General features: G+C 60.7%; 24 protein-coding genes. 12 read left to right on the top strand and 12 right to left on the bottom strand.

Annotation, left to right across the window (positions count from 1 at the left end; translation table 11 throughout):
* Window positions 1-25 precede the first annotated feature (25 nt).
* Window positions 26-427 (top strand): VOC family protein, encoded by a 402-nt coding sequence (locus tag ACJO3T_RS18330; RefSeq protein WP_406979431.1) that lies wholly within the window; start codon window positions 26-28, stop codon window positions 425-427.
* A gap of 42 nt (window positions 428-469) precedes the next feature.
* Here ACJO3T_RS18330 and ACJO3T_RS18325 read toward each other — a convergent pair whose 3' ends face one another.
* On the bottom strand, window positions 470-673 hold the full coding sequence (locus ACJO3T_RS18325; protein ID WP_406979430.1) for a type 2 periplasmic-binding domain-containing protein: 204 nt from the start codon (window positions 671-673) through the stop codon (window positions 470-472).
* Between the two features lie 101 nt (window positions 674-774).
* Between ACJO3T_RS18325 and ACJO3T_RS18320 the strand changes: the two genes are divergently transcribed.
* A complete protein-coding gene (locus ACJO3T_RS18320; protein WP_406979429.1) occupies window positions 775-1,002 on the top strand; it encodes an EamA family transporter in 228 nt (75 codons plus the stop codon).
* Between the two features lie 72 nt (window positions 1,003-1,074).
* On the opposite strand, the gene ACJO3T_RS18315 is transcribed toward ACJO3T_RS18320, so the two are convergent.
* The 3 genes from ACJO3T_RS18315 to ACJO3T_RS18305 all read right to left on the bottom strand — a co-directional run bounded on the left by ACJO3T_RS18315 (window position 1,075) and on the right by ACJO3T_RS18305 (window position 3,247).
* Window positions 1,075-1,356 (bottom strand): helix-turn-helix domain-containing protein, encoded by a 282-nt coding sequence (locus ACJO3T_RS18315; RefSeq protein ID WP_406965181.1) that lies wholly within the window; start codon window positions 1,354-1,356, stop codon window positions 1,075-1,077.
* A gap of 5 nt (window positions 1,357-1,361) precedes the next feature.
* On the bottom strand, window positions 1,362-2,531 hold the full coding sequence (locus tag ACJO3T_RS18310) for a HipA domain-containing protein (RefSeq protein ID WP_406979428.1): 1,170 nt from the start codon (window positions 2,529-2,531) through the stop codon (window positions 1,362-1,364).
* Between the two features lie 272 nt (window positions 2,532-2,803).
* Window positions 2,804-3,247 carry a DUF4124 domain-containing protein gene (locus ACJO3T_RS18305; RefSeq protein ID WP_406965177.1) on the bottom strand — a complete coding sequence of 148 codons (444 nt, stop codon included), beginning with the start codon at window positions 3,245-3,247 and terminating at the stop codon, window positions 2,804-2,806.
* 98 nt (window positions 3,248-3,345) lie between these two features.
* Between ACJO3T_RS18305 and ACJO3T_RS18300 the strand changes: the two genes are divergently transcribed.
* The 3 genes from ACJO3T_RS18300 (at window position 3,346) to ACJO3T_RS18290 (ending at window position 5,422) form a co-directional block, all read left to right on the top strand.
* Complete coding sequence (locus ACJO3T_RS18300; protein WP_406965175.1) at window positions 3,346-3,711, top strand: MmcQ/YjbR family DNA-binding protein; 366 nt, start codon at window positions 3,346-3,348, stop codon at window positions 3,709-3,711.
* Between the two features lie 16 nt (window positions 3,712-3,727).
* On the top strand, window positions 3,728-4,060 hold the full coding sequence (locus ACJO3T_RS18295) for an SMR family transporter (RefSeq protein WP_406965174.1): 333 nt from the start codon (window positions 3,728-3,730) through the stop codon (window positions 4,058-4,060).
* 138 nt (window positions 4,061-4,198) lie between these two features.
* The gene (locus ACJO3T_RS18290) at window positions 4,199-5,422 is read left to right on the top strand and encodes an esterase/lipase family protein (protein WP_406965172.1); all 1,224 of its coding nucleotides are present in this window, start codon (window positions 4,199-4,201) and stop codon (window positions 5,420-5,422) included.
* 7 nt (window positions 5,423-5,429) lie between these two features.
* Here the strand turns inward: ACJO3T_RS18290 and ACJO3T_RS18285 are convergent, their stop codons facing one another.
* From ACJO3T_RS18285 to ACJO3T_RS18270, 4 genes are all read right to left on the bottom strand, one after another.
* Window positions 5,430-6,017: a sigma-70 family RNA polymerase sigma factor gene (locus ACJO3T_RS18285; protein ID WP_406979426.1), complete on the bottom strand. Its 588-nt coding sequence runs from the start codon at window positions 6,015-6,017 to the stop codon at window positions 5,430-5,432.
* Complete coding sequence (locus ACJO3T_RS18280; RefSeq protein WP_406979425.1) at window positions 6,010-6,477, bottom strand: ArsI/CadI family heavy metal resistance metalloenzyme; 468 nt, start codon at window positions 6,475-6,477, stop codon at window positions 6,010-6,012. The genes ACJO3T_RS18285 and ACJO3T_RS18280 overlap by 8 nt, the downstream gene beginning before the upstream one ends.
* Before the next feature lie 97 nt (window positions 6,478-6,574).
* Entirely contained in the window at window positions 6,575-7,012 is a 438-nt protein-coding gene (locus ACJO3T_RS18275; protein WP_406979424.1) for a nucleoside deaminase, read from the bottom strand.
* A 133-nt stretch (window positions 7,013-7,145) separates the two neighbouring features.
* Window positions 7,146-7,475, bottom strand: coding sequence for a hypothetical protein (locus tag ACJO3T_RS18270; protein ID WP_406965163.1), 330 nt, complete (start codon window positions 7,473-7,475; stop codon window positions 7,146-7,148).
* Window positions 7,476-7,708: 233 nt separating this feature from the next.
* Between ACJO3T_RS18270 and ACJO3T_RS18265 the strand changes: the two genes are divergently transcribed.
* A complete protein-coding gene (locus ACJO3T_RS18265; RefSeq protein WP_406979423.1) occupies window positions 7,709-8,350 on the top strand; it encodes an HD domain-containing protein in 642 nt (213 codons plus the stop codon).
* Between the two features lie 18 nt (window positions 8,351-8,368).
* Here the strand turns inward: ACJO3T_RS18265 and ACJO3T_RS18260 are convergent, their stop codons facing one another.
* On the bottom strand, window positions 8,369-9,130 hold the full coding sequence (locus tag ACJO3T_RS18260; RefSeq protein WP_406965159.1) for a helix-turn-helix domain-containing protein: 762 nt from the start codon (window positions 9,128-9,130) through the stop codon (window positions 8,369-8,371).
* Between the two features lie 234 nt (window positions 9,131-9,364).
* On the opposite strand from ACJO3T_RS18260, the gene ACJO3T_RS18255 reads away from it, so the two are divergent.
* Window positions 9,365-10,069 (top strand): PspA/IM30 family protein, encoded by a 705-nt coding sequence (locus ACJO3T_RS18255; RefSeq protein WP_406979422.1) that lies wholly within the window; start codon window positions 9,365-9,367, stop codon window positions 10,067-10,069.
* Between the two features lie 43 nt (window positions 10,070-10,112).
* On the opposite strand, the gene ACJO3T_RS18250 is transcribed toward ACJO3T_RS18255, so the two are convergent.
* Window positions 10,113-10,394, bottom strand: a complete 282-nt coding sequence (locus tag ACJO3T_RS18250) for a YebG family protein (protein ID WP_406965155.1) — start codon at window positions 10,392-10,394, stop codon at window positions 10,113-10,115.
* A 229-nt stretch (window positions 10,395-10,623) separates the two neighbouring features.
* Between ACJO3T_RS18250 and ACJO3T_RS18245 the strand changes: the two genes are divergently transcribed.
* The 4 genes from ACJO3T_RS18245 to ACJO3T_RS18230 all read left to right on the top strand — a co-directional run bounded on the left by ACJO3T_RS18245 (window position 10,624) and on the right by ACJO3T_RS18230 (window position 14,448).
* A complete protein-coding gene (locus ACJO3T_RS18245) occupies window positions 10,624-11,643 on the top strand; it encodes an AraC family transcriptional regulator (RefSeq protein ID WP_406965152.1) in 1,020 nt (339 codons plus the stop codon).
* Window positions 11,644-11,675: 32 nt separating this feature from the next.
* Complete coding sequence (locus ACJO3T_RS18240; protein ID WP_406979421.1) at window positions 11,676-12,989, top strand: amidohydrolase; 1,314 nt, start codon at window positions 11,676-11,678, stop codon at window positions 12,987-12,989.
* A 296-nt stretch (window positions 12,990-13,285) separates the two neighbouring features.
* Entirely contained in the window at window positions 13,286-13,987 is a 702-nt protein-coding gene (locus ACJO3T_RS18235) for a hypothetical protein (RefSeq protein ID WP_406979420.1), read from the top strand.
* Window positions 13,988-14,028: 41 nt separating this feature from the next.
* Entirely contained in the window at window positions 14,029-14,448 is a 420-nt protein-coding gene (locus tag ACJO3T_RS18230; protein WP_406979418.1) for a PaaI family thioesterase, read from the top strand.
* 98 nt (window positions 14,449-14,546) lie between these two features.
* Here the strand turns inward: ACJO3T_RS18230 and ACJO3T_RS18225 are convergent, their stop codons facing one another.
* Entirely contained in the window at window positions 14,547-14,960 is a 414-nt protein-coding gene (locus ACJO3T_RS18225) for a GFA family protein (protein WP_406965144.1), read from the bottom strand.
* Window positions 14,961-15,151: 191 nt separating this feature from the next.
* On the opposite strand from ACJO3T_RS18225, the gene ACJO3T_RS18220 reads away from it, so the two are divergent.
* Complete coding sequence (locus ACJO3T_RS18220; RefSeq protein ID WP_406979417.1) at window positions 15,152-16,861, top strand: methyl-accepting chemotaxis protein; 1,710 nt, start codon at window positions 15,152-15,154, stop codon at window positions 16,859-16,861.
* A 33-nt stretch (window positions 16,862-16,894) separates the two neighbouring features.
* Here the strand turns inward: ACJO3T_RS18220 and ACJO3T_RS18215 are convergent, their stop codons facing one another.
* Window positions 16,895-18,484, bottom strand: coding sequence for a hypothetical protein (locus ACJO3T_RS18215; protein WP_406979416.1), 1,590 nt, complete (start codon window positions 18,482-18,484; stop codon window positions 16,895-16,897).
* Window positions 18,485-18,614 lie beyond the last annotated feature (130 nt).

Here is an 18,614-nt window from a genome sequence, read left to right as displayed (position 1 = left end):
TCGTCAGGCCAAATGGAGACGCCCAATGACTACCGCCCGCCCCTTCCTCATGTTCCAGCAAGGCCGTGCCCAGGCCGCGCTGGACCTGTATTTCGATACCTTCCCTGATTCCCGCATGGTGCATGTGGAACATTGGGGGCAAGGTGAGCCCGGCCCCGCTGGCACGATCAAGGTGGCCGTTTTCACCCTTTGCGGTCGTGAGTACCTGTGTTCAGACAGCCCGATGCCCCATGATTTTGACTTTACGCCATCCATATCCATCTTCGTGGACGTTGATTCACTGGCGGAGCTGGAGCGGGTGTTTGGCATCCTGTCAGAGGGTGGCGAGGTCCTGATGCCGTTGGATGACTACGGCTTCAGCCGGCAGTTCGGCTGGGTCAATGACCGGTTTGACGTGTCCTGGCAACTGAACCTCCCGGCCGAGTGAGGCCAGGAAAAGGGACCGTCGGGTTGTTGCGCGCTCTATCTGTCACGGGTTCATCGGCTGCCGGAACCCCCGCGCCCCCGCCACCAGCCAGTCCACAAACCGTTGCACCGCCGGGGGCGCTGTGCCTGAAGCCGGCAGGAGCAGGTCGTCGGTGAACGGTGTGGCCAGGGTGTATTCATCACCGAATGGCCGCACCAGTATCCCTCTCGCCAGACGGTCAGCCACCACCGGATAGGTGGCCAGCATCACGCCCTGCCCGGCGATGGCCTGGTCCGGGGCGAGACTGTAGAGGGAATACTGGCGCTGCCTGAACGAAACGGTGGTTGTAACGCCTGAGGCACGGAACCATGCCTTCCTGCCAGACCCTGGTGATTGCCTTCGCCGCCCTGTTGCTGTGGTTCACTTTGCTGCGCCGCTACCGGGCCTCGCAACTCGGGGTCTTCTCGTTCCTGTCTCCGGTGTTCGGTGTGCTGTTCGGTGCGCTATTGCTGGATGAACCACTGACCACCAATTTCGTTGTCGGCGGTGTTCTGCTGATGATCGGCATTGTCCTGGTGACGCGCCAGAAAAAATAGAGAACGCTGGAGACTCGTACACAAACAAAACCGTGGCCCCGAGCCGGTCACGGTCAGCGGTCAATGATCAGGTCACCGACGCGGCCGAATCGTAAGCTCCATCCCAAAGCGCCGGAGAATCTGGTTCAGGGTCTGGAGGGTGGCGTTCTCCTCGTTACGTTCGATCGCGGAAATGGTGTTGGCGGACAGGCCGACTATTTTCCCGAAGTGCCCCTGGCTGAGGCCGGTCCACTCCAGGCGCATGCGCCGGATCGCCTGCCCGATGGAGATTTCCCCGCTATCCAGAAGCCCGAGGATTTCCTCACGAGACGCCACCCTCTCACTGGCACTCAATGGTTTTTTCAGTCGCGGCATACAGCTTACTCCCCGGTGCCCAGCATCCTGTCCATTTCAGCAATCACCTGGCCAATCACATCCACCTGCAATGCCGGCAGCGCCATCATTGGCGCGGGGGCCCCTTGCCTGACCAGTTCCTCCCGGAGCGGTGCCAGTTTCCGGAGTTCATCCCGGAATAACCCGGCAGCCCGTTCGGGCATGTCCGCCAGCGTGTTGATTACCTTGGGGTAGTTCGGGTCCATGCCATTACTGGCCCGAAGCTCCCGGGGCCAGACCGTGGTCCGGGCAATGCCTTCCGGGTCGAGCGCCATTGGGGCAAGGTCAAAGGCGGGTGCCAGGGCGATATCCTTTTCCAGCTTGATCAGCGCCGTGTTTCGCCCATGATTGTCACGGTTGGCGATAGCTGTGTTCAGTACATCCCGGATCAGGTAGTCCGCCAGCAACTGGTCTGGATCCGCGGGCTGGGTCACACAGGTTTTCATTCTGTCGAAAACCTGCTCATGATCCAGGGCCGCACCGTCGCCAATCCGTCCCACTAGGGAGTAGATGGATTCAACGCCATGGCGAAGGATCCCGTGGTGTGTGACCTCCCGGTCAAACCGGGGTAACCAGAGGGCATGTCTGGACTCCGTTTCCCACAGGCTGGAGTCTCGGATCGTGTTGAAATCCAGCGCCTCCAGGGCGGCGTATATGGCTGCCTCGCCTTGCAGGACGGCGATGTCATCGGCGGTTTTCCGTCCACGCGGAAACTTCACCAGCCAATGCCTATGTATTTCCGTCTCAGGAACCGTGCCCTCAAACGCAAACTGTCCTTTTCGGTTTTCCACCAGCAGGAGCTTGGGAGCATCCCCGCCGGCACCTGTACCGCCCCCAATGGCGAGCCCAAGCCCCTGGGCATAATCGATCACCCCTTCGGCGCGGGTGCTGATATCGTCGCGTGAGAACCACTGAACGCTCTGGGTTTCAAGGCTCTCCTCGAAAGCTTCGGCGGCCTCCCTGATGCGCAGATTGCCAATGGGCGCGATGCACCCTTCCGCCAGCAGCCTGGCATCGATGGCCTGGGCCGGGTCCCGCTCAAGGCCAAGCATTCTGATCCAGTGTCGCCGGCCGGCACCCTGGGGAATAATATCCCGCAGCACTGGCGCGATTTCGCCATCAACGTAGTCACCACCAAAGTGGCAGGGAAGGTTCACCCCAACCGCTGTCCGGTCGATCAGGTTTTCAGCCGTAAAGTCGCCCAAATGCTCAAGCGCTTCCACGATGTAGTGCGTCTCGTAGCTGAAACTCGGCTTTCCCAGAAGGCCGGACGATTCGTCATGAAACGTGACAACACCAGCGTCGCGCCATTTATTTTCCCAGTGTACTTGTAGTATGAGATTCATAGCGACCAAAAATTACAAGTTTGCTTGTAACTATAGTACACGCTGGCAATAACTCTACAAGTATACTTGTTATTTAATGCGAGTCAGCCACCACACTCATTCTGGACCCGGGCCCGGAATTCGCGGCGCAACCGCTCGTTTTCGTCATCGTCCACGTAAACGCGCTCGCCCTCGTTGTTGACCCGGTAGATACGGGACACGCTCTTCAGGTATTTCAGGCGTCCCCGCAAGGCGTCGCACCGGGCTTCACGATCGGCTGACATGGCCTCCGCCCGGGCCTCTCTCTCGTTGCGCTCGGTGCGTTCCTGCTCGCTCTGCTCCAGGAATTCCTGCATCCGCTGATGGCGCTCGCGGGCTGCTGCATCCGGCTCAGCGGGAGTAGGGTCCAGGTCAACTTCATCGGACATCGCGTCCGCCGGTGGACGGTCACCAAAGTGTGTCTGGCCGTTTTCGTCAACCCAGCGGTAGGTGCCAGCCAGGGCAAGGGGAGCGACAAGAAGGCAAAGCAGTAGCAGGAAGTTTCTCATGGGTCATCTATCCTTGACGTTATCGATCCTTTAGCGGAGATTTTACCTCGGCCAGTTTCTGTCTGGTAGAGCTACAGTCGAGGCGTTCACAGCACCCCATGACCTACGACGAATTCAACGACTATTGCCGCGCCCTTCCCGCCACCACCCACGTCGTGCAATGGGGCAATTCCGACGTCTGGAAAGTCGGCGGCAAGGTGTTTGCCATCGGCGGCTGGCAGAAGGACGAACAGCCAGCTTTCACCTTCAAGACCTGCGACCTGGACTTCGAGATCCTGAAGGAGCAGCCTGGCTTCCGGCCCGCGCCTTACCTGGCCTCGCGGGGCATGAAATGGATTCAGCAATATGGGGTCACTGACACCGGCGACGATGACCTGCGATACTACCTCCGGGAATCCCACCGCCTGGTTTCACTGGGGCTGACCAGGAAGAAGCAGCGGGAACTGGGACTTAATACGCAGTAACAGGAGAAGGTATCCCGTGAAAAACTGGCTGTTCCTGGGCACCGCGATTATGGCCGAAGTGGTTGCCACATCCAGCCTCAAGGCCAGCGTCGGCTTTACACGCTTCTGGCCCAGTGTGATTGTCGTGATCGGCTACGCCGTAGCCTTCTATTTCCTGGCGCTGACCCTCAAGGCCATTCCCGTGGGCATTGCCTATGCCATCTGGGCGGGTCTGGGCATCGTACTGATCACCCTGATCGGCTGGCTGTTGTTCGGCCAGAAACTGGATCCCGCCGGGGTGATCGGCATGGGGCTGATTGTTGCGGGTGTGGTGGTGATCAATGTATTTTCGAAGGGGAGCCTACATTAGGAAAAGTCCGAGGCATGCCCCCGGAATCAACCTGGTCAGGCCGCTGGATACCCCCGATGCATGCCATGCTATAGTGAAATCGCGTTTTCTGCCCGGCACATCCCGCCGGCCAGCCACCCGCGCCCAGGACGCATCGCCATGACCTCAGACCATGGACGTGGAAGCCCCATTGAATCCCGCGACACCCCGCCCATATCCGCGGACCTGATCGGCACTAGCCGCTTGATTGTCGCCGGGTTTGATGGCGTGACCGATGTTGTCGAAGGCATGCACCGTAATGTTGCCGGGCTGGCACCGCTTGTGGGGCCGTCCCGCGCCGGGCCCACCCGGGGTATTACCGGCCTGGTCTATCGCAACATCCGCCGGGTCTCCACGCTGGTTGGCTGGGGTCTGGATACAGGCCTGGGCCGGTTGTCACCACTGCTGCCCGTTCAGGACCCTTCCCCACAGCGGGAGGCGGCCCGCTCTGTGGTCAATGGCGTACTGGGCGATTATCTGGTGCGGTCGGGCAACCCACTGGCTATTCCCACCCGCTTTCGGTCCGGTGGCCGGCCTCTCGATCTGGAGCGCGGAGCGCTAGAGTCGCGTTTTCCGGAACCATCGAACCGACTGCTGATCCTGGTCCATGGCCTCTGCATGAACGATCGCCACTGGCAGAAAAAGGATCACGATCATGGTTCGGCACTCGCGCGCGATCTTGGCTATACGCCCCTGTACCTGCATTACAACAGCGGTCGCCGGGTGACCGATAACGGTCGTGACTTCGCCGACCTGCTGGAGGACCTGGTCAGCCAGTGGCCCGTCACGGTCGAGGAGCTGGTGATCCTGGGGCACAGCATGGGCGGACTGGTATCCCGCAGTGCCTGCCGGTGGGGGCAGGAAGCCGGGCACCACTGGCCGACACGTCTGAAGAAGATCGTTTTCCTCGGCACGCCCCACCATGGGTCGACACTGGAGCGCCTGGGCAGCGGCCTGGATTTCCTGCTGGGCATCAGCCCCTACAGCGCTCCGATCAGCCGAATTGGCAAGGTTCGCAGCGCAGGCATCCAGGATCTTCGTGAAGGCAATATCGGTGATGCAGCCCATGACAGAAACGGTATCCCCGAACGCTTCCCACCCGGCACCCAATGCTACGCAGTGGCCGCAACGAACCAGCCATCCCCCTCGGCTTTCCCCTGGATCGAACGAGGTGATGGTCTGGTCCCCCTGAAAAGTGCCCTGGGTCAGCACCGGGACAGCGCTCGCTGCCTGCCAGTCCCGCCAGAACGGCAGGCCGTCTTCCATGGCCTGAATCACTTTGACCTGCTGAACAACCGGCAGGTCTACGAGCGCCTTTTGCAGTGGTTTGGTCGCCAACAGTAGAAGCAGGCTACTCGCGCCGATGGTAATCCAGCACTTCTCCCGTCCGGTCCACTTCCACGTGACAGCAGTCCAGTACTTTTTCCCGAAGCATCGCCCTGCCACGGCTGACGCGACTTTTGGCGGCGGATGAGGACAGCCCGGTGTCGCGGGCCCAATCCGCCACACTCCGACCCTCGATGGCCGTGGCCAGCAACGCCTCCCGGTACTTCTCGGGCAGTTCATTGATAAACGGCTTCAGGCACAGCGCGAGGGTCTGCTCCGGGGGCAGGGAAAAGGGCGCCCCTGCCTCCAGGTTTTCGGGGACCTCCGCCGTGGGGCGTTCACGGCGATAATGGTCAATCAGGGTGTTGCGGGCGACCCGATAGAGCCAGGCGGAGAGATTGGTGGGCCGCTCACCCTGATCCAGGGCCCTGGTGGCTTTCACGAACACTTCGTGCAGCAGGTCTTCCGCCAATGATGGCTCGTGGACATTGGCGCGAAGAAAGCCCAGCAATCCCTTGCGCAGGGCGCGATAGGCGTCGTCCACCTCCGCCGCAGGCCGGTGGGCTGCCCCGCTGTCAACGCTGTCCTGTACCATCGCGGATTGACTACCCACAACAGGTATTTCCCTTTGCACCGTCTGATGTCCTTTCCTTTGCATTCAATGTGCCTGACTCACGGCTGTCCGCAAGAGCGGGTGCGACCCCGAAATGGCGTATCTCTCCCATGGTGACGAAATGCTCCCAGGGCAGGCCCTGCGGATCCATCAGCCAGTGCTTGTTGCTGCTTGCGTAGCAGCACTGGGTCGCGCCTTCATCAAGGATGGCCGCGTCCGCTTCCCGGGCACGCTCCCGCAACTGCTCCAGCTCGTTGTCATCATCCATCTGGAACCCGAAATGATCCAGTCCTGACGAGGCACCACGGGTTGAAATGGCAAAGTTGATGCGGGGATCCTCCAGCATCCATTTGGCGTAGTCGCCCTCCTGTCGACTGGGCGCCTGCCCGAACAGGGTGGAGTAGAATCGGATATTCGGTTTCAGGTCCTGAACCGACAGGTGAACGTGAAAGCGTTTCATCAGGTATCTCCGTCTCTGGTTGTGCGTTTGTGGTATCGCTATACCTAAGACGCAGCTTTACCCGAATGGTCGCAGACTTTTTCGGGGCATCCCTGCCTCACACCCCGATATCCTCATTCCACAACTCCGGCCTGTCCCGGATAAAGCGTTCCATCATCTCGATGCAGGCCTCGTCGTTGAGGACTTCCAGTTCCACGCCCCGATTTCTGAGCAGATCTTCCTCACCCTGGAAGGTTTTGTTCTCGCCGATAACAACGTGGGGAATACCGTACAGCAGGATAGCGCCGGAGCACATGGCGCAGGGCGACAGCGTGGTATAGAGGGTCGAACGGGCGTAGACGTCGGCGGGGTGGCGCCCGGCGTTTTCCAGGGCGTCCATTTCGCCATGGCGGATGGCACTCCCGTACTGAACCCGCTGGTTGCGACCGGAACCCAGCACCTTACCGTCGCACACCAGCACGGAGCCAATGGGAATACCTCCTTCCGCCAGGCCCTTCTCTGCCTCGGCCATTGCCAGTTCCATAAACCGGTCCATGATGCCTCCATAACGGACGGGGTTTATATCGAACATAGCACAGGACGCTGACTTTCGGGCCATACTGCCACTGACGGAGAACCGGGGTGCGGATGTGGCCGCACCCGTCATGGGCTGCCGCGCGTACTCCTGGTCAACGGGCTACGCGACTGAGGCCTGCACTTTCACTGTAGGCATACAGACGGCCCTGGTGGATGGCATCAGCCAGGTCGTCCACCAGCGCATTCAGGTTCGGCGGACGGGTCCAGGGCTTGCCGTGGACCAGTTGCCACGCGTCATAGAGAGCGTAGTTGAACGGGTCGCGGCGGGTATTGCGGGCGATGCGCCGCAGGGTTTCCAGGGCGTAGGCGCGATCATGGGGAAACGCTTCCGCGCCGGACTGGGCGCCATATCTGGGCAGGCAGGTGAGTTCGTAAACCTGGTTAAGAATATCGTGGACCAGAACCGGATCCTTGCTGATCATCCCTGACTCCTTTCATCTTTGCATCAATGCCTTTAACTGCCTGGCTCGGTGTGGTTTTGCTGGCATGGCCCCTTCCTGGGCCAACTGATGCTATTCGACCACGGGACTGGTTGTTTTTCAAGCGCTTCCTGCCGTAAATCGTAAGGCAGTCGCGATACCCTATATGAGTGTTCCTCCCTGTGCTCTCCCGGGATAGGATGACCTGACCAATGTCATATCGAGGAGGACATGCCATGGCAGGACAGGAGGCCACCTGGGACCCGCAGGAACGCTGGCAATCGCTGTTTCCCGACCAGCCACCCGCAGCGCTACAGGACAGCTACCAACGACTGCGCCTCCGGTACGACGAACCCCACCGGGCCTACCACACCTTCGAACATGTCAAAGCCTGTCTGAACCACCTGGACCAGCACCGGGATCAGCTACAGGACGCCCGTGCCGTGGAACTGGCGCTGTGGTATCACGACGTGATCTACAACCCCCGCGCCAGCGATAACGAGGCACGCAGCGCCGACTTCGCCGTCGATGAACTGACCCGCCTGGGAGAACCCATTACCACCATCGAACGGGTGAAACGGCTGATTGAGGTCACCGAACACCCCTCCATTCCCCGGGATGACGACGAGGCCCTGCTGCTGGATATCGACCTGGCCATCCTGGGGGCACCAGCGAACATGTACCAGCGCTACGAGGACCAGGTGCGACAGGAATACCGCTGGGTGCCCGGCCCCCTCTACCGGCGGGGACGGAAGAAGGTGCTGGCGGCCTTCCTGGCCGCGCCGAGCATCTATCATTCCCCACCCTTCCAGACGCAGCGGGAGGCGCAAGCCAGGGACAACCTGATCCGTGCCCGCGAACAACTGACCAAAAGGTAGCGCGTTTGCCTGAATGCGTTACTTCTTACGTGGATAGGGCTTGCGAGCCTCGGGGCGTCGATATTTGGCGAAAACCTCCATCTCCCAGGGCCGTATGGCCACCACCAGGCTGACCCCGAATCGTTCCCCCAGGGGCAGCGCCTGATCTTCCTGGTGGCAGTGAAGGAACTCCTGAGCCAGCCGCCGCATTTTCTGGTGGACCGAGTCCGTGGAATGAGTGGAGAGCATGCCGTTCAGGAACAGCCGGAATTCCCCCGGTCCGTTGAAATCGCAATTGAAGAAATCCGGCTGCACCTTGGCTTCGATGAAGCGCTGGAGCGGGCCATTCTTTATCCAGGAAAAGTCGTGCCCCACCAGCGGCTTGGTGCGGTTACCCGGCAACAATTCCAGCAAGCCCATACGATCGAGCCGTGCCACGTAACCAATAACCTCGGTCTCGGTCAGATCGTAGTTGGCGTGGATCTCGGACACCTGCCAACGGTTCAGGCTGCACATGGCCACCAGCACCAGGCGGTCGTCCGATACCAGTTCCTGCTCCTGTTCCAGGGTCAGCTGCTGGATCCTCGGTTCCGGCTTTAACTCCCGTACCAGCTCGCTGATCTCCAGGCCCATCAGGCCGCAGACCTGATCCAGGCGCCGGAGCGAGAACTGCCGTTCGGCGAACAGCCGCTTCACGCTGGCCTCGGACAGGTCCAGGGCCTCCGCCACCTGGGCGTAGGTCAGGCCGTGTTCCTTCAGGCGTCGTTTCAGCACTTCCACAATGGCGACGGTTTGTGCCACCGGGCAATCCTCCTGCCTTTGTTTATCCCAAAAGTACCATTATCCAATACCACCGGACCAACAGGACGCGACTTTTTCGATTTTTCTCGTCTGTCCTGAAAAGCCCCGGCACAGTGAATCCATCGTCGGCATCAACAACAAAACGTGAGGAAAGGACGATGGACAACGAACGGAAGAGCCATTCCGCCTCTCGAGTATTTTTCATCACGGTGTCATTCGGGGCGGAGTAACACCATGAGCATCTGGACCAAATTCAACACCCTGCTCCGGGCATCCGCCGAGGAGCCCTCCGCCAAACGGGTGGACGCCGATGCCGTTCGCATCTTCGAACGGGAACTGCAGGACGCCGAGCAGGCCATGGGCCGCTCCAGGCGGCAACTGGCCTGCCTGATGGCGGAGAAGAAGTTCCTGCAACGGGACAACGACTCGCTCCAGCTGGGCATTCGACAGCGGGAAGACCAGGTGGCCGACGCCCTGGCGAAGCGCCATCAGGACCTGGCCATTGAACTGGCCGCCACCATCGCCGAAGACGAGAATCTGCTGACCCGGCAACAGCAGCATCTTGACCGCCTTCAGCAACAGGAGACCCGGCTGCGCCGTCAGCTCCGGGATATCGCCCGGGCCCGGCGCCACTACCAGTCGGAACTGCGGATTGCCCGCGCCAACCGGTCCGAAGGGCGGGTCACCGTGGAACTCCGGGGCTACCAGGACGGGATGAGCGACCAACTGGCGTCAATGGACCAGTCCATCGCCCGCATCCGCGCCCGGCAGGAACACCTCCACGCCATGGACGATGCCCTGACGGAACCGGACCACAACATTGGTAACCAATCCCTGGACGACAGGCTTCGCGCTGCTGGCATCGACACGGGCGACCAGCGGGCTTCGCGGGTACTGGAACGCATCCGGTCCCGTGGGCAACCGGAACTGGCCAGTTAATCAATGAAGGCGCGGAGCACTCACTCTCCGCGCCCTATAAACCCTACCCCTCCGTGGTTTCCGGCTCGTTGAGCAGGTGGGGTTTCTTCAGGGCCTTCTGGAACAGGTCCTTGTTCTCGGCGATGGCCAGGGCACAACGGTCAGCCGTCCCCTCATCCAGTCCTTCCACCTTGCGGGTCAGGAACTCGCGGATCTCCTCGGATAACTCCAGCACCCTGTCCCGGGCATCCGCCTCGGACTTGTTGGAGAACAGCAGGGTTTCCGGATGCTTCAGTGCCATGTCCAGCCCATCCTTATCGGAGAAGTAGACTGCTTGTACCGCCATGGTAGTGCCTCGCAGTGTTGGTTATGAAATACTGGTCAAACGTACAGTATATTGAATGACACCTCAAGGCGGAGGTTCCGGGAATGCAGGGCCGCCCTGTGCCGATTTGGCGCCGATTGCACTTGTGCGGGAGAGGCTCCAGCCTGTAATTTCGCTAGACAGGATCACAGGTAAAGGGCTCTCCTGTGACCAAGGTCCGATGCCCCGATGACAAGACCATAACAACACTATGCTGCAAACCAACCCCGTTGCGTCGATGTCCATCGAACACTACCTGACCACCCTCAAGGGGCTGGGCCGGGTGGTTGAAGCTCCGCTGCTGGAGCAGGCCCTGGAACGTCTGCCGAGGCTGTCCGGCCCCTCCGCCAATACCCGGATTCCCCTGCACCACCTGCTGGAACTCCACGAAGGCATCAGTGATCGCTGCGCCGATCCGCTGTTACTGGTACGGGCCTATCAAACCCTCAACTATGAACCCCGGTTCCTGGCGCGGACATTCATGGCGGGGGCCACAAGCCCGGGCGATGCTCTCTCACTGGTCAGCCGTTACACCAAGGTGGGGTCCGACCTGTGCACCATCGAGCTGACGACCGGACAGCAGACCGCCAGCCTGCGGGTCCTCCCCGCCACCGGCTTCTCCGATGCCCGGGAACCGCTTGATGCCATCACCTATGGCTTCGCAAGGATACTTCCGTCGCTGGGCATACCCCGCATTGACGCCATCAGGCTGGACCACATGCCATCAGGGGTGGTGCAGGACCACTACCGGCAGCTCTTTCCGGCCGATCTGGTGTTCGGGTGTCAGGAAAGGGCCATTGAATTTCCGGCGGAGTATCTTTCACGCCCGCTCGACTGGCATACCATTCCCGCCGAGAAGCTGGCCCGGCGAGAACGGCGACTGAACCAGTTGCAGGAACAGCCCCAATGGCGGGAATCCGTCGCCATCCTCCTGCCCCTGCTGTATCGGCTCGGCGAAGCCAATATCGATGAGTGCGCCCGTTTGCTGGCGGTCAGCCGCCGGTCCCTGCAACGCCGCATCCGGGCGGAGGGCTACAGCTTCCGGGAGCTGCTGGATGAGAACCGACGCAAGCTTGCCGCCAATTACCTCTTGCGGGGGTATTCCAACGACAGGACCGCCGCACTGCTGGGCTACCGCCAGCCAGCCCAGTTCTATCGCAGCTTCCGGGAATGGTATCGCTGCTCACCCTCGGAGTATCGAGAGATCCCCCGGTCGAGCCTCAGCCAATAATCCCCAAGTAAAACCACAACAAGGAGAACACCATGCGACACCTCTTGCTGGGTACCACCCTGGCCTGTACCGCCTTCGCCTCCCCCACCATCCTGGCCGACCAGTCACTGACCGATCAGGTTATTGAGGGTGCCGCCGGCGTGCACGAAAAGGCCATCGAATGGCGGCATGATATCCACCAGCATCCTGAGCTGGGCAACCAGGAGCACCGCACCGCCGAACTGATTGCCGAGCACCTTCGCAGCCTGGGCATGGAGGTTGAAACCGACATCGGCACCACCGGCGTGGTGGGCGTCCTCAAGGGCGGCAAACCGGGACCGGTGGTCGGCCTGCGGGCGGACATGGACGCCCTTCCGGTGAAGGAGGCTACCGGGCTGCCTTATGCCTCCGACGTGATCCAGGAATACCAGGGCAAGGAAACACCGGTGATGCACGCCTGTGGCCACGATGCCCATGTCGCCATCCTGATGGCCGTGGCGGAGAACCTGGCCAGCGTGCAGGACCAGTTGCCGGGCACCGTGAAGTTCATCTTCCAGCCCGCCGAGGAAGGCCCCAGCGACTATGTCTATCAGGGGGAACGTCATTTTGGTGGCCGTCTGATGGTGGACGAGGGGGTACTCAAGAGCCCGGACGTGGATGCCATCTTCGGGCTTCACGTCACCTCCAAGGCGCCCACCGGTATCATCAGCTACCGCAGCGGGCCCACCATGGCCAGCAGTTCCGACCTGTACATCACCGTCAATGGCGAGCAGACCCACGGTGCCCAACCCTGGGACGGGGTGGATCCCATTGTCGCCAGCGCCCAGATCATCAACGGCCTGCAGACCGTGGTCAGCCGCCGGACCAACATCATGCCGGCCCCGGCGGTGGTCACCATCGGCACCATCGAGGGCGGATCACGCCATAACATCATCCCCGGTTCCGTGGAAATGAGTGGCACCATTCGCACCTTTGACGATGATGTGCAAAAGCAGGTGAATGAACACATCACCCACACGGCAGAGCACATTGCCCGCTCCACCGGCGCCGAAGCCGAGGTCAATATCGTCGACAACTACGCCACCACCGTGAACGACCCGGCCCTGACGGCACAGATGCTGCCCACCCTGAAGAAGGTCGCCCCCAACCGGGTCTTCGAGGCACCGCTGGTTACCGGTTCCGAGGACTTCTCCTACTACGCGAAGGAAGTGCCGGGACTGTTCTTCTTCCTGGGGGTCACCCCCATGGAGAAGATGAAGGGCGCCGCGCCCAATCATTCGCCGGAATTCCTGGTGGATGACAAGGCGCTGGTCACCGGCATCCAGGCACTCTCCGCACTGACCACCGACTACCTGGCCGGCCAGTAAATCCGAGAACATGCCCGGTCCCTCCAGGTAAGGGGCCGGGCCCCTGATATCGGGTCGTCCCCCTCGCCATTCCAGCGATTCCATCCCGAACCGTCACTTTCAGCCTTGGCCTGGCCATGAGCGGATGGTAATGTTTACCGGACTTGCAGGAAGCAACCAACGGTCACGCCATAAAGGACTCCGGCCCGAAAGCTCCGCCGCCATCCCTTTCCCGTCGTTGTTTACCGTGCGTCCTGCACAATGAAGCAGGGCTCTGTCCTATGACGGACCCAGAGATCGAAACGAAAGGAAACCCGATGAAAAAGCTGTTGCCCTCCCTCGCCCTCATCCTGCTGATGAGCACCCAGGCCCTGGCGGTTGAACGTAAGCCGCTGGCGGATGTCCCCACCGACGAACTGACCGAAGATACGCAAGTCATGCCCAAGGGGGCCGGCGACGATCACGCCGCGGTGGTGTGGTGGATTCCCAAGGAATTCTGGCAGGCCATCCTGTCCCGGGACACCTTCTCCAGCGAGGCGGACAAGCAGGCCACCATCGATGCCGTCAGCGGTGTCTCCATTCTGGGGGTGGTGCAGGCGGACATTACCCAGATGGGGGCCTTCAAGTTTTACCCCATGCAGGAAATCGAAGACACCATGCGGGTCACCTTCACGCCGGAAGGCAGTGATCCCATCGTCCTGAAGCCGATGAAGGAACTGGACCCCGACCTGGAAATGATGCTGGGCGCCTTCCGCCCGATCCTGGCCGGCGCCATCGGCAACCTGGGCAGCAACCTCCAGTTCTTCGTCTATGACGACAAGCAAGCGGGCTCCGACCGGCTGCTGGATCCCTACAGCACCGGCATGTTGGACGTCGACCTGACCAAGCGCAACGGCGATGCAATGGAGGGCACCATCGAGCTGCCCCTCAACTCCCTGTTCATCCCCCGCAAGTGCCCGAACGGCAGGGATGCACATATTTCCTGGGATTACTGCCCGTGGTCGGGGGAGAGGCTCTGAACCCGGCTGTCTGAATACGCCCAACACACAAGGAAATTCCCATGGATCGTGATGCATTCTTCTGGCAGGTACAGGACGGCAAATTGCCACCACCCAAGGCCGCCCAGACCCTGGGTATGACCATCCTGCGTGTCGATGCCGACGCTGGTGAGCTGGAGGCGGAATTCGAAGCCAGCGACGCCTTCAGCAATCCCGCCGGCAATGTCCAGGGCGGTTTCCTGTCCGCCATGCTTGACGACACCATGGGCCCGGCCCTGGCGGCCCAGCTTGCCGCCGGGGAATTCGCCCCCACGCTGAACCTGAATGTTCAGTTCCTGGCGCCAGCCAAGCCCGGGGCGCTCAGGGGCATAGGCAGGGTCGAACGGCATGGCGGCGGTATCGGCTTTCTTTCCGGCGAGCTATACCAGGGTGACCGCCTGGTTGCCAAAGCCACCGCTACTGCCGCTATTCGGAAGCTATGATATGAATAGCCAACCAAGTTGATAATGAGGTGGCAGAAAGGTATCAGACGGATATCTGATACCGCTAACTGCAAAAGCCCAGGCAAAATAAAGAACACTCACCTTTTCGGTGGGCGCCCGCCCTCCAGACGCGGCAAATCATCGATAATCGGCCACCAACTGGCCTTGGATCCGACATAGGCATGATCCATCAGCCTGAGTGGAGGTTCCCCGTCCAGCGTGCCGGCACGAATTCGAACGACACCCGGCAGGCTTTCCAGACGACTGAGAATGGGCGAGCCGCAACGGTTGCAGAATACCCGCTGCTTACCGGGAGACGATTCAAAGACCTTGAGCAGATCTTCTCCCTGAGTCATCGAAAACTGGTCGGTAGGCACGGGGATGTTGGTCACCAGCGCTGCGCCCTGGGCCTTTCGGCATTGCTGACAGTGGCAGATCTGGACGGGAGCCAGTTCTCCGCGGATTTCGTACTGGATGCCGCCGCAGAGGCAGCTGCCGGTGTAGTGCTCCATAGTGTCAATTCCCTTGGTGTTGTTACGTTAGCCCCGGTACGTGAGCTGGCCATAGCCAGCTCCGCGCGTCGCTTCAGGTTACATATGGAAACGGATAATGGTATCAGGCAGGGCTAGACTCTCTGTTCCGTGTCCATAACAACAGCTGTCGCCATACCAGCGAACGTTTTCCTCATACAAGGTAATGTGCCATGTCGTCCGAGTCCACCATCACCCATACGACATCCGTTTCTTCGACACCCTCCAGCGGAACAGGCCCGAATCTGAGCTGGGACCACCTGACCTGGGCTGGCCTGCAGGTGATCACCGCCATCGTTCTGTTTACCCAGGCAGAGGGCTGGCTCCGCTGGCTCGCCGTCGCCCTGGGCGTGGCCGGTATTGCCATGCTGCTCGTCCACTTCCGCCGCAGTGCCGGTGGTGGGCGCCAGGCATTGGTCACCGTGCTTAAAGGCATCAACGAGGATCAGGGCGACCTGTCCCGCGAAGTGCCAGTTGGCCAGGGCACGGATGAAACCGCCGACCAGTTCAACCAGTTTGTCGAGCGCCTGCGCCAGACCCTGGAGGATCTTCGCACCCAGACCATCAAGGTCACCCTGTCCGCCGCCCACAGCCGCAAGCTGGCGGAAGAAACCGCCAAGGACGCCACCCGGCAGGAGTCCTATTCCGAGACCATCTTCAGCTCCAGTGAGGAGTCCTCCTCCGCCATTGACGAACTGGCGCGACGCACCACCACCATCGCCGAGATGAACTCCCGTAACCTGGAGATCGGACGCGAATCGTCAACCGAGCTGGGCGAAGCCGCCCGGTTAATCACCCAGGTGAGCGAGATGATGGGCGAGTTCCAGGGCACGGTGGGTGAGCTGCAGGGCACCTCGACGAGCATCCAGACCATCCTGCGCACGGTTCAGGAGTTCTCCGAACAGACCAACATGCTCGCCCTCAACGCCGCCATCGAAGCCGCCCGGGCCGGCGAACAGGGCCGGGGATTCGCCGTGGTTGCCGACGAAGTCCGTTCCCTGGCGGTCAAGGTCGGCGGCGCGGCGGACCAGATCAACGACCTGGTCGACAAGATGGGCAAGGTGGTGGAACGAACCTCCACCGAAACCGAAGCCATGATGGAGCAGGCCGACCGGGTCCAGCATTCGGTCGAGTCTTCTTCCGGCCACTTCCAGAACATGATTGGCGACTTCGAGAGTTCCCACAACGACCTGCTGCAGATCAGCTCGGCGGTGGAGGAACTGTCGGTGGTCAACCGGGACGTGCACGGTCGCAGCACCGAGATCCGCGAGCTGGGCCAGCGCATTCGCGAGAGCATGCAGCACTCCGACAACCGCACCAGCGAGCTGGTGGACGCCGCGGATGAAACCCTCCACAGGCTATGCCAGTTCCGTATCGGCCGAGGGCGGCTGGAGGAGACCCTGGAAAAAGTGGAAGCCCGCCGCGATCGGATCCAGGCGGAAATCGCGAAGCTGGTGGCCGATGGCGTCAACATGTTCGACCGCAACCACCAGCCCATTGCCAACACCAACCCGCAGAAGTTCGATGTCGGCTATGCACGGGCCTTCCAGAAGGCGTGTCAGTATCTAATCGACGAGTGGGCGAAGGAAAACGATGGCGCCCTCTATTGCCTGCCGCTGGACAGCAAGGGCTACGTGGCCATCCATCGCAGCGAACTGTCCCACGAGCCCACCGGCGACCCGGACGTGGACCTGCAGAAGAGCCGCCACATGCGCTTCTTCCAGAGCCGGGATATTCCCCATATGGGGCGTTTCAAGCTGCAGAGCTACATCCGCGATACTGGTGAAGTCATGTTCAACCTGTCGGTTCCCATTGAGCCGGACGGACGCTACTGGGGTGGGCTGTTTATTGGGTTGCCGGCTTCTGTGCTTGGGATTGAGTGAGGGTGGGGGCAGTGGCCCCCAGCAGTTATCGATTCAGAACTGGGCCGTCATCCAGACCAGGGTAACAACAATACTAACGGCCAGGACCAGATAATTCAGTATCTCGCGGCCAGCCCCGGTCTTGTCAGCAGCCTTGGAGTAGGCACTCACCAACCGATCCACATGAGCTGAACGCCGAAGCTCGTACGTGGTCTGCCAGCTACTTGCCCAGGCCCCCTTGTACCAGGGTTCCGGGAAGTCGATAAGCTCCTTCGGCACCAGCACGCCACCGGCATCATCAAACAACTCCATGACGTCATCCACAAACAACTGGTTCCGCCCGGGCATCATGGAGGGCACCTCGGATTCAGGCACATTGATGCGCTGTAAAGGCTCGCAGGCGTAGTTCCCCCTGACCTGCCCCTGCAGCAATACCGGGATATCATGGTTACCACACCGGAATCGGGCGAGACAGGGAAAGCGTGGATCCTCATAGTCCGGCTGGAAGATGAGATCTGCGTTGTCGGGCCTGAATGGAAAGGACCGCTCAAACTGCTCGTTGTCCAGATAGAACCTTTCGCCCAGTCTTCGACCATTCTCGAATATCCGCCAGGACAGCTGCCTGACCAGCCTTTCCCGAAAGGCCCCTGAAACGGCGTGCTTCCCGGGCTCATCCGGTAGACCGGGGTTCGCCCTGAAACTGGAAGCAGACACCAGCATTCCCCCGTATGGCATCAGACTCCCGAACCGATCCGGGACATTCAGGTCCACCTCCCAGAACGTCTCGTCCATGTCACTGTCGTCGGTTGGCTCGTATAGGGTAACCACCAGGAATAGCTCGCTTGCAGGCGGCACCAGGTATTTGTCCACAAGCTCCCGCACTTTACCGAATCCCGCCAGCCACTCCTGCGGCACCAGGGTTTCCGTACCCTTGTCCTGTTCGGGCGGTTCAGGTGGAGGTGCGTCCTCTTGCGTACCAAGCAGGGGCGTTTCCCAGCGCCGGAAAAAGGCCTGGGCACTGGCCGATAGCGAACTTACGGGTAAGGCAGACTCCGGCAGCTCCGGCAGATATGGGTTACCCCGCCAGTCGAAACCATCATCATAGACATAGAGCGTTGGCGTTCTCCCGGCACTGTCATTGTTGCCGAGCGTCACCTTTTCCCAGCGCTGCACCGCGCCCTTATAGGGAGCGGGCTGGTCCACACTCGCCTCGAAGAACAGAGGGTCGGAACGGTAAGCGATCTCCTGTCCTTCCTGGTCATGCAGGACTGCGGTGTCGGCCAGCAAGTGAAGCGTCGTACCTTCAATCATCTTCCCCGGACCAACCCAAAAGATCGCAAAACCCTGGACGACGGCATTGCGTGCCAGTTCAGCCAACGGGACAGCTTTGACGAACAGCTCACCATCGCTTTCAGGTACGGTAGCTGTATCCACAAACGCGGCGATTTCGTCTTGCTCCGTTGAGGACGCGTAGGCCTTTTGCCGGCCAACATCCATCAACGCAGGAATTTCACCGCCGGACTTCTCCCGGACGAATAGGGTGTAGAAGGGGTGGTCACTCCACTTCTTTAACAGACCGCGTTCATCGTTGCGGAGAACGGCTGACCGGAACTCTTCGGGGGTATATGGGGTGGCGACGTCCATTGTCTTTCCTCTTATCATCCATGAATATTTATCGTGGTAGCGCTCTGTGTTTTACGAGCTGATGAAGCGCCATTTCAGTTGCTTCCTTGATCCACCATCCGGGATTAGTTGACCACTGCAAGGTTGGCAG

This window comes from Marinobacter shunpengi, assembly GCF_045449715.1.
In the GTDB taxonomy this organism is placed as follows: Bacteria; Pseudomonadota; Gammaproteobacteria; order Pseudomonadales; family Oleiphilaceae; genus Marinobacter.
This window is presented reverse-complemented; position numbering and strand designations above follow the sequence as displayed.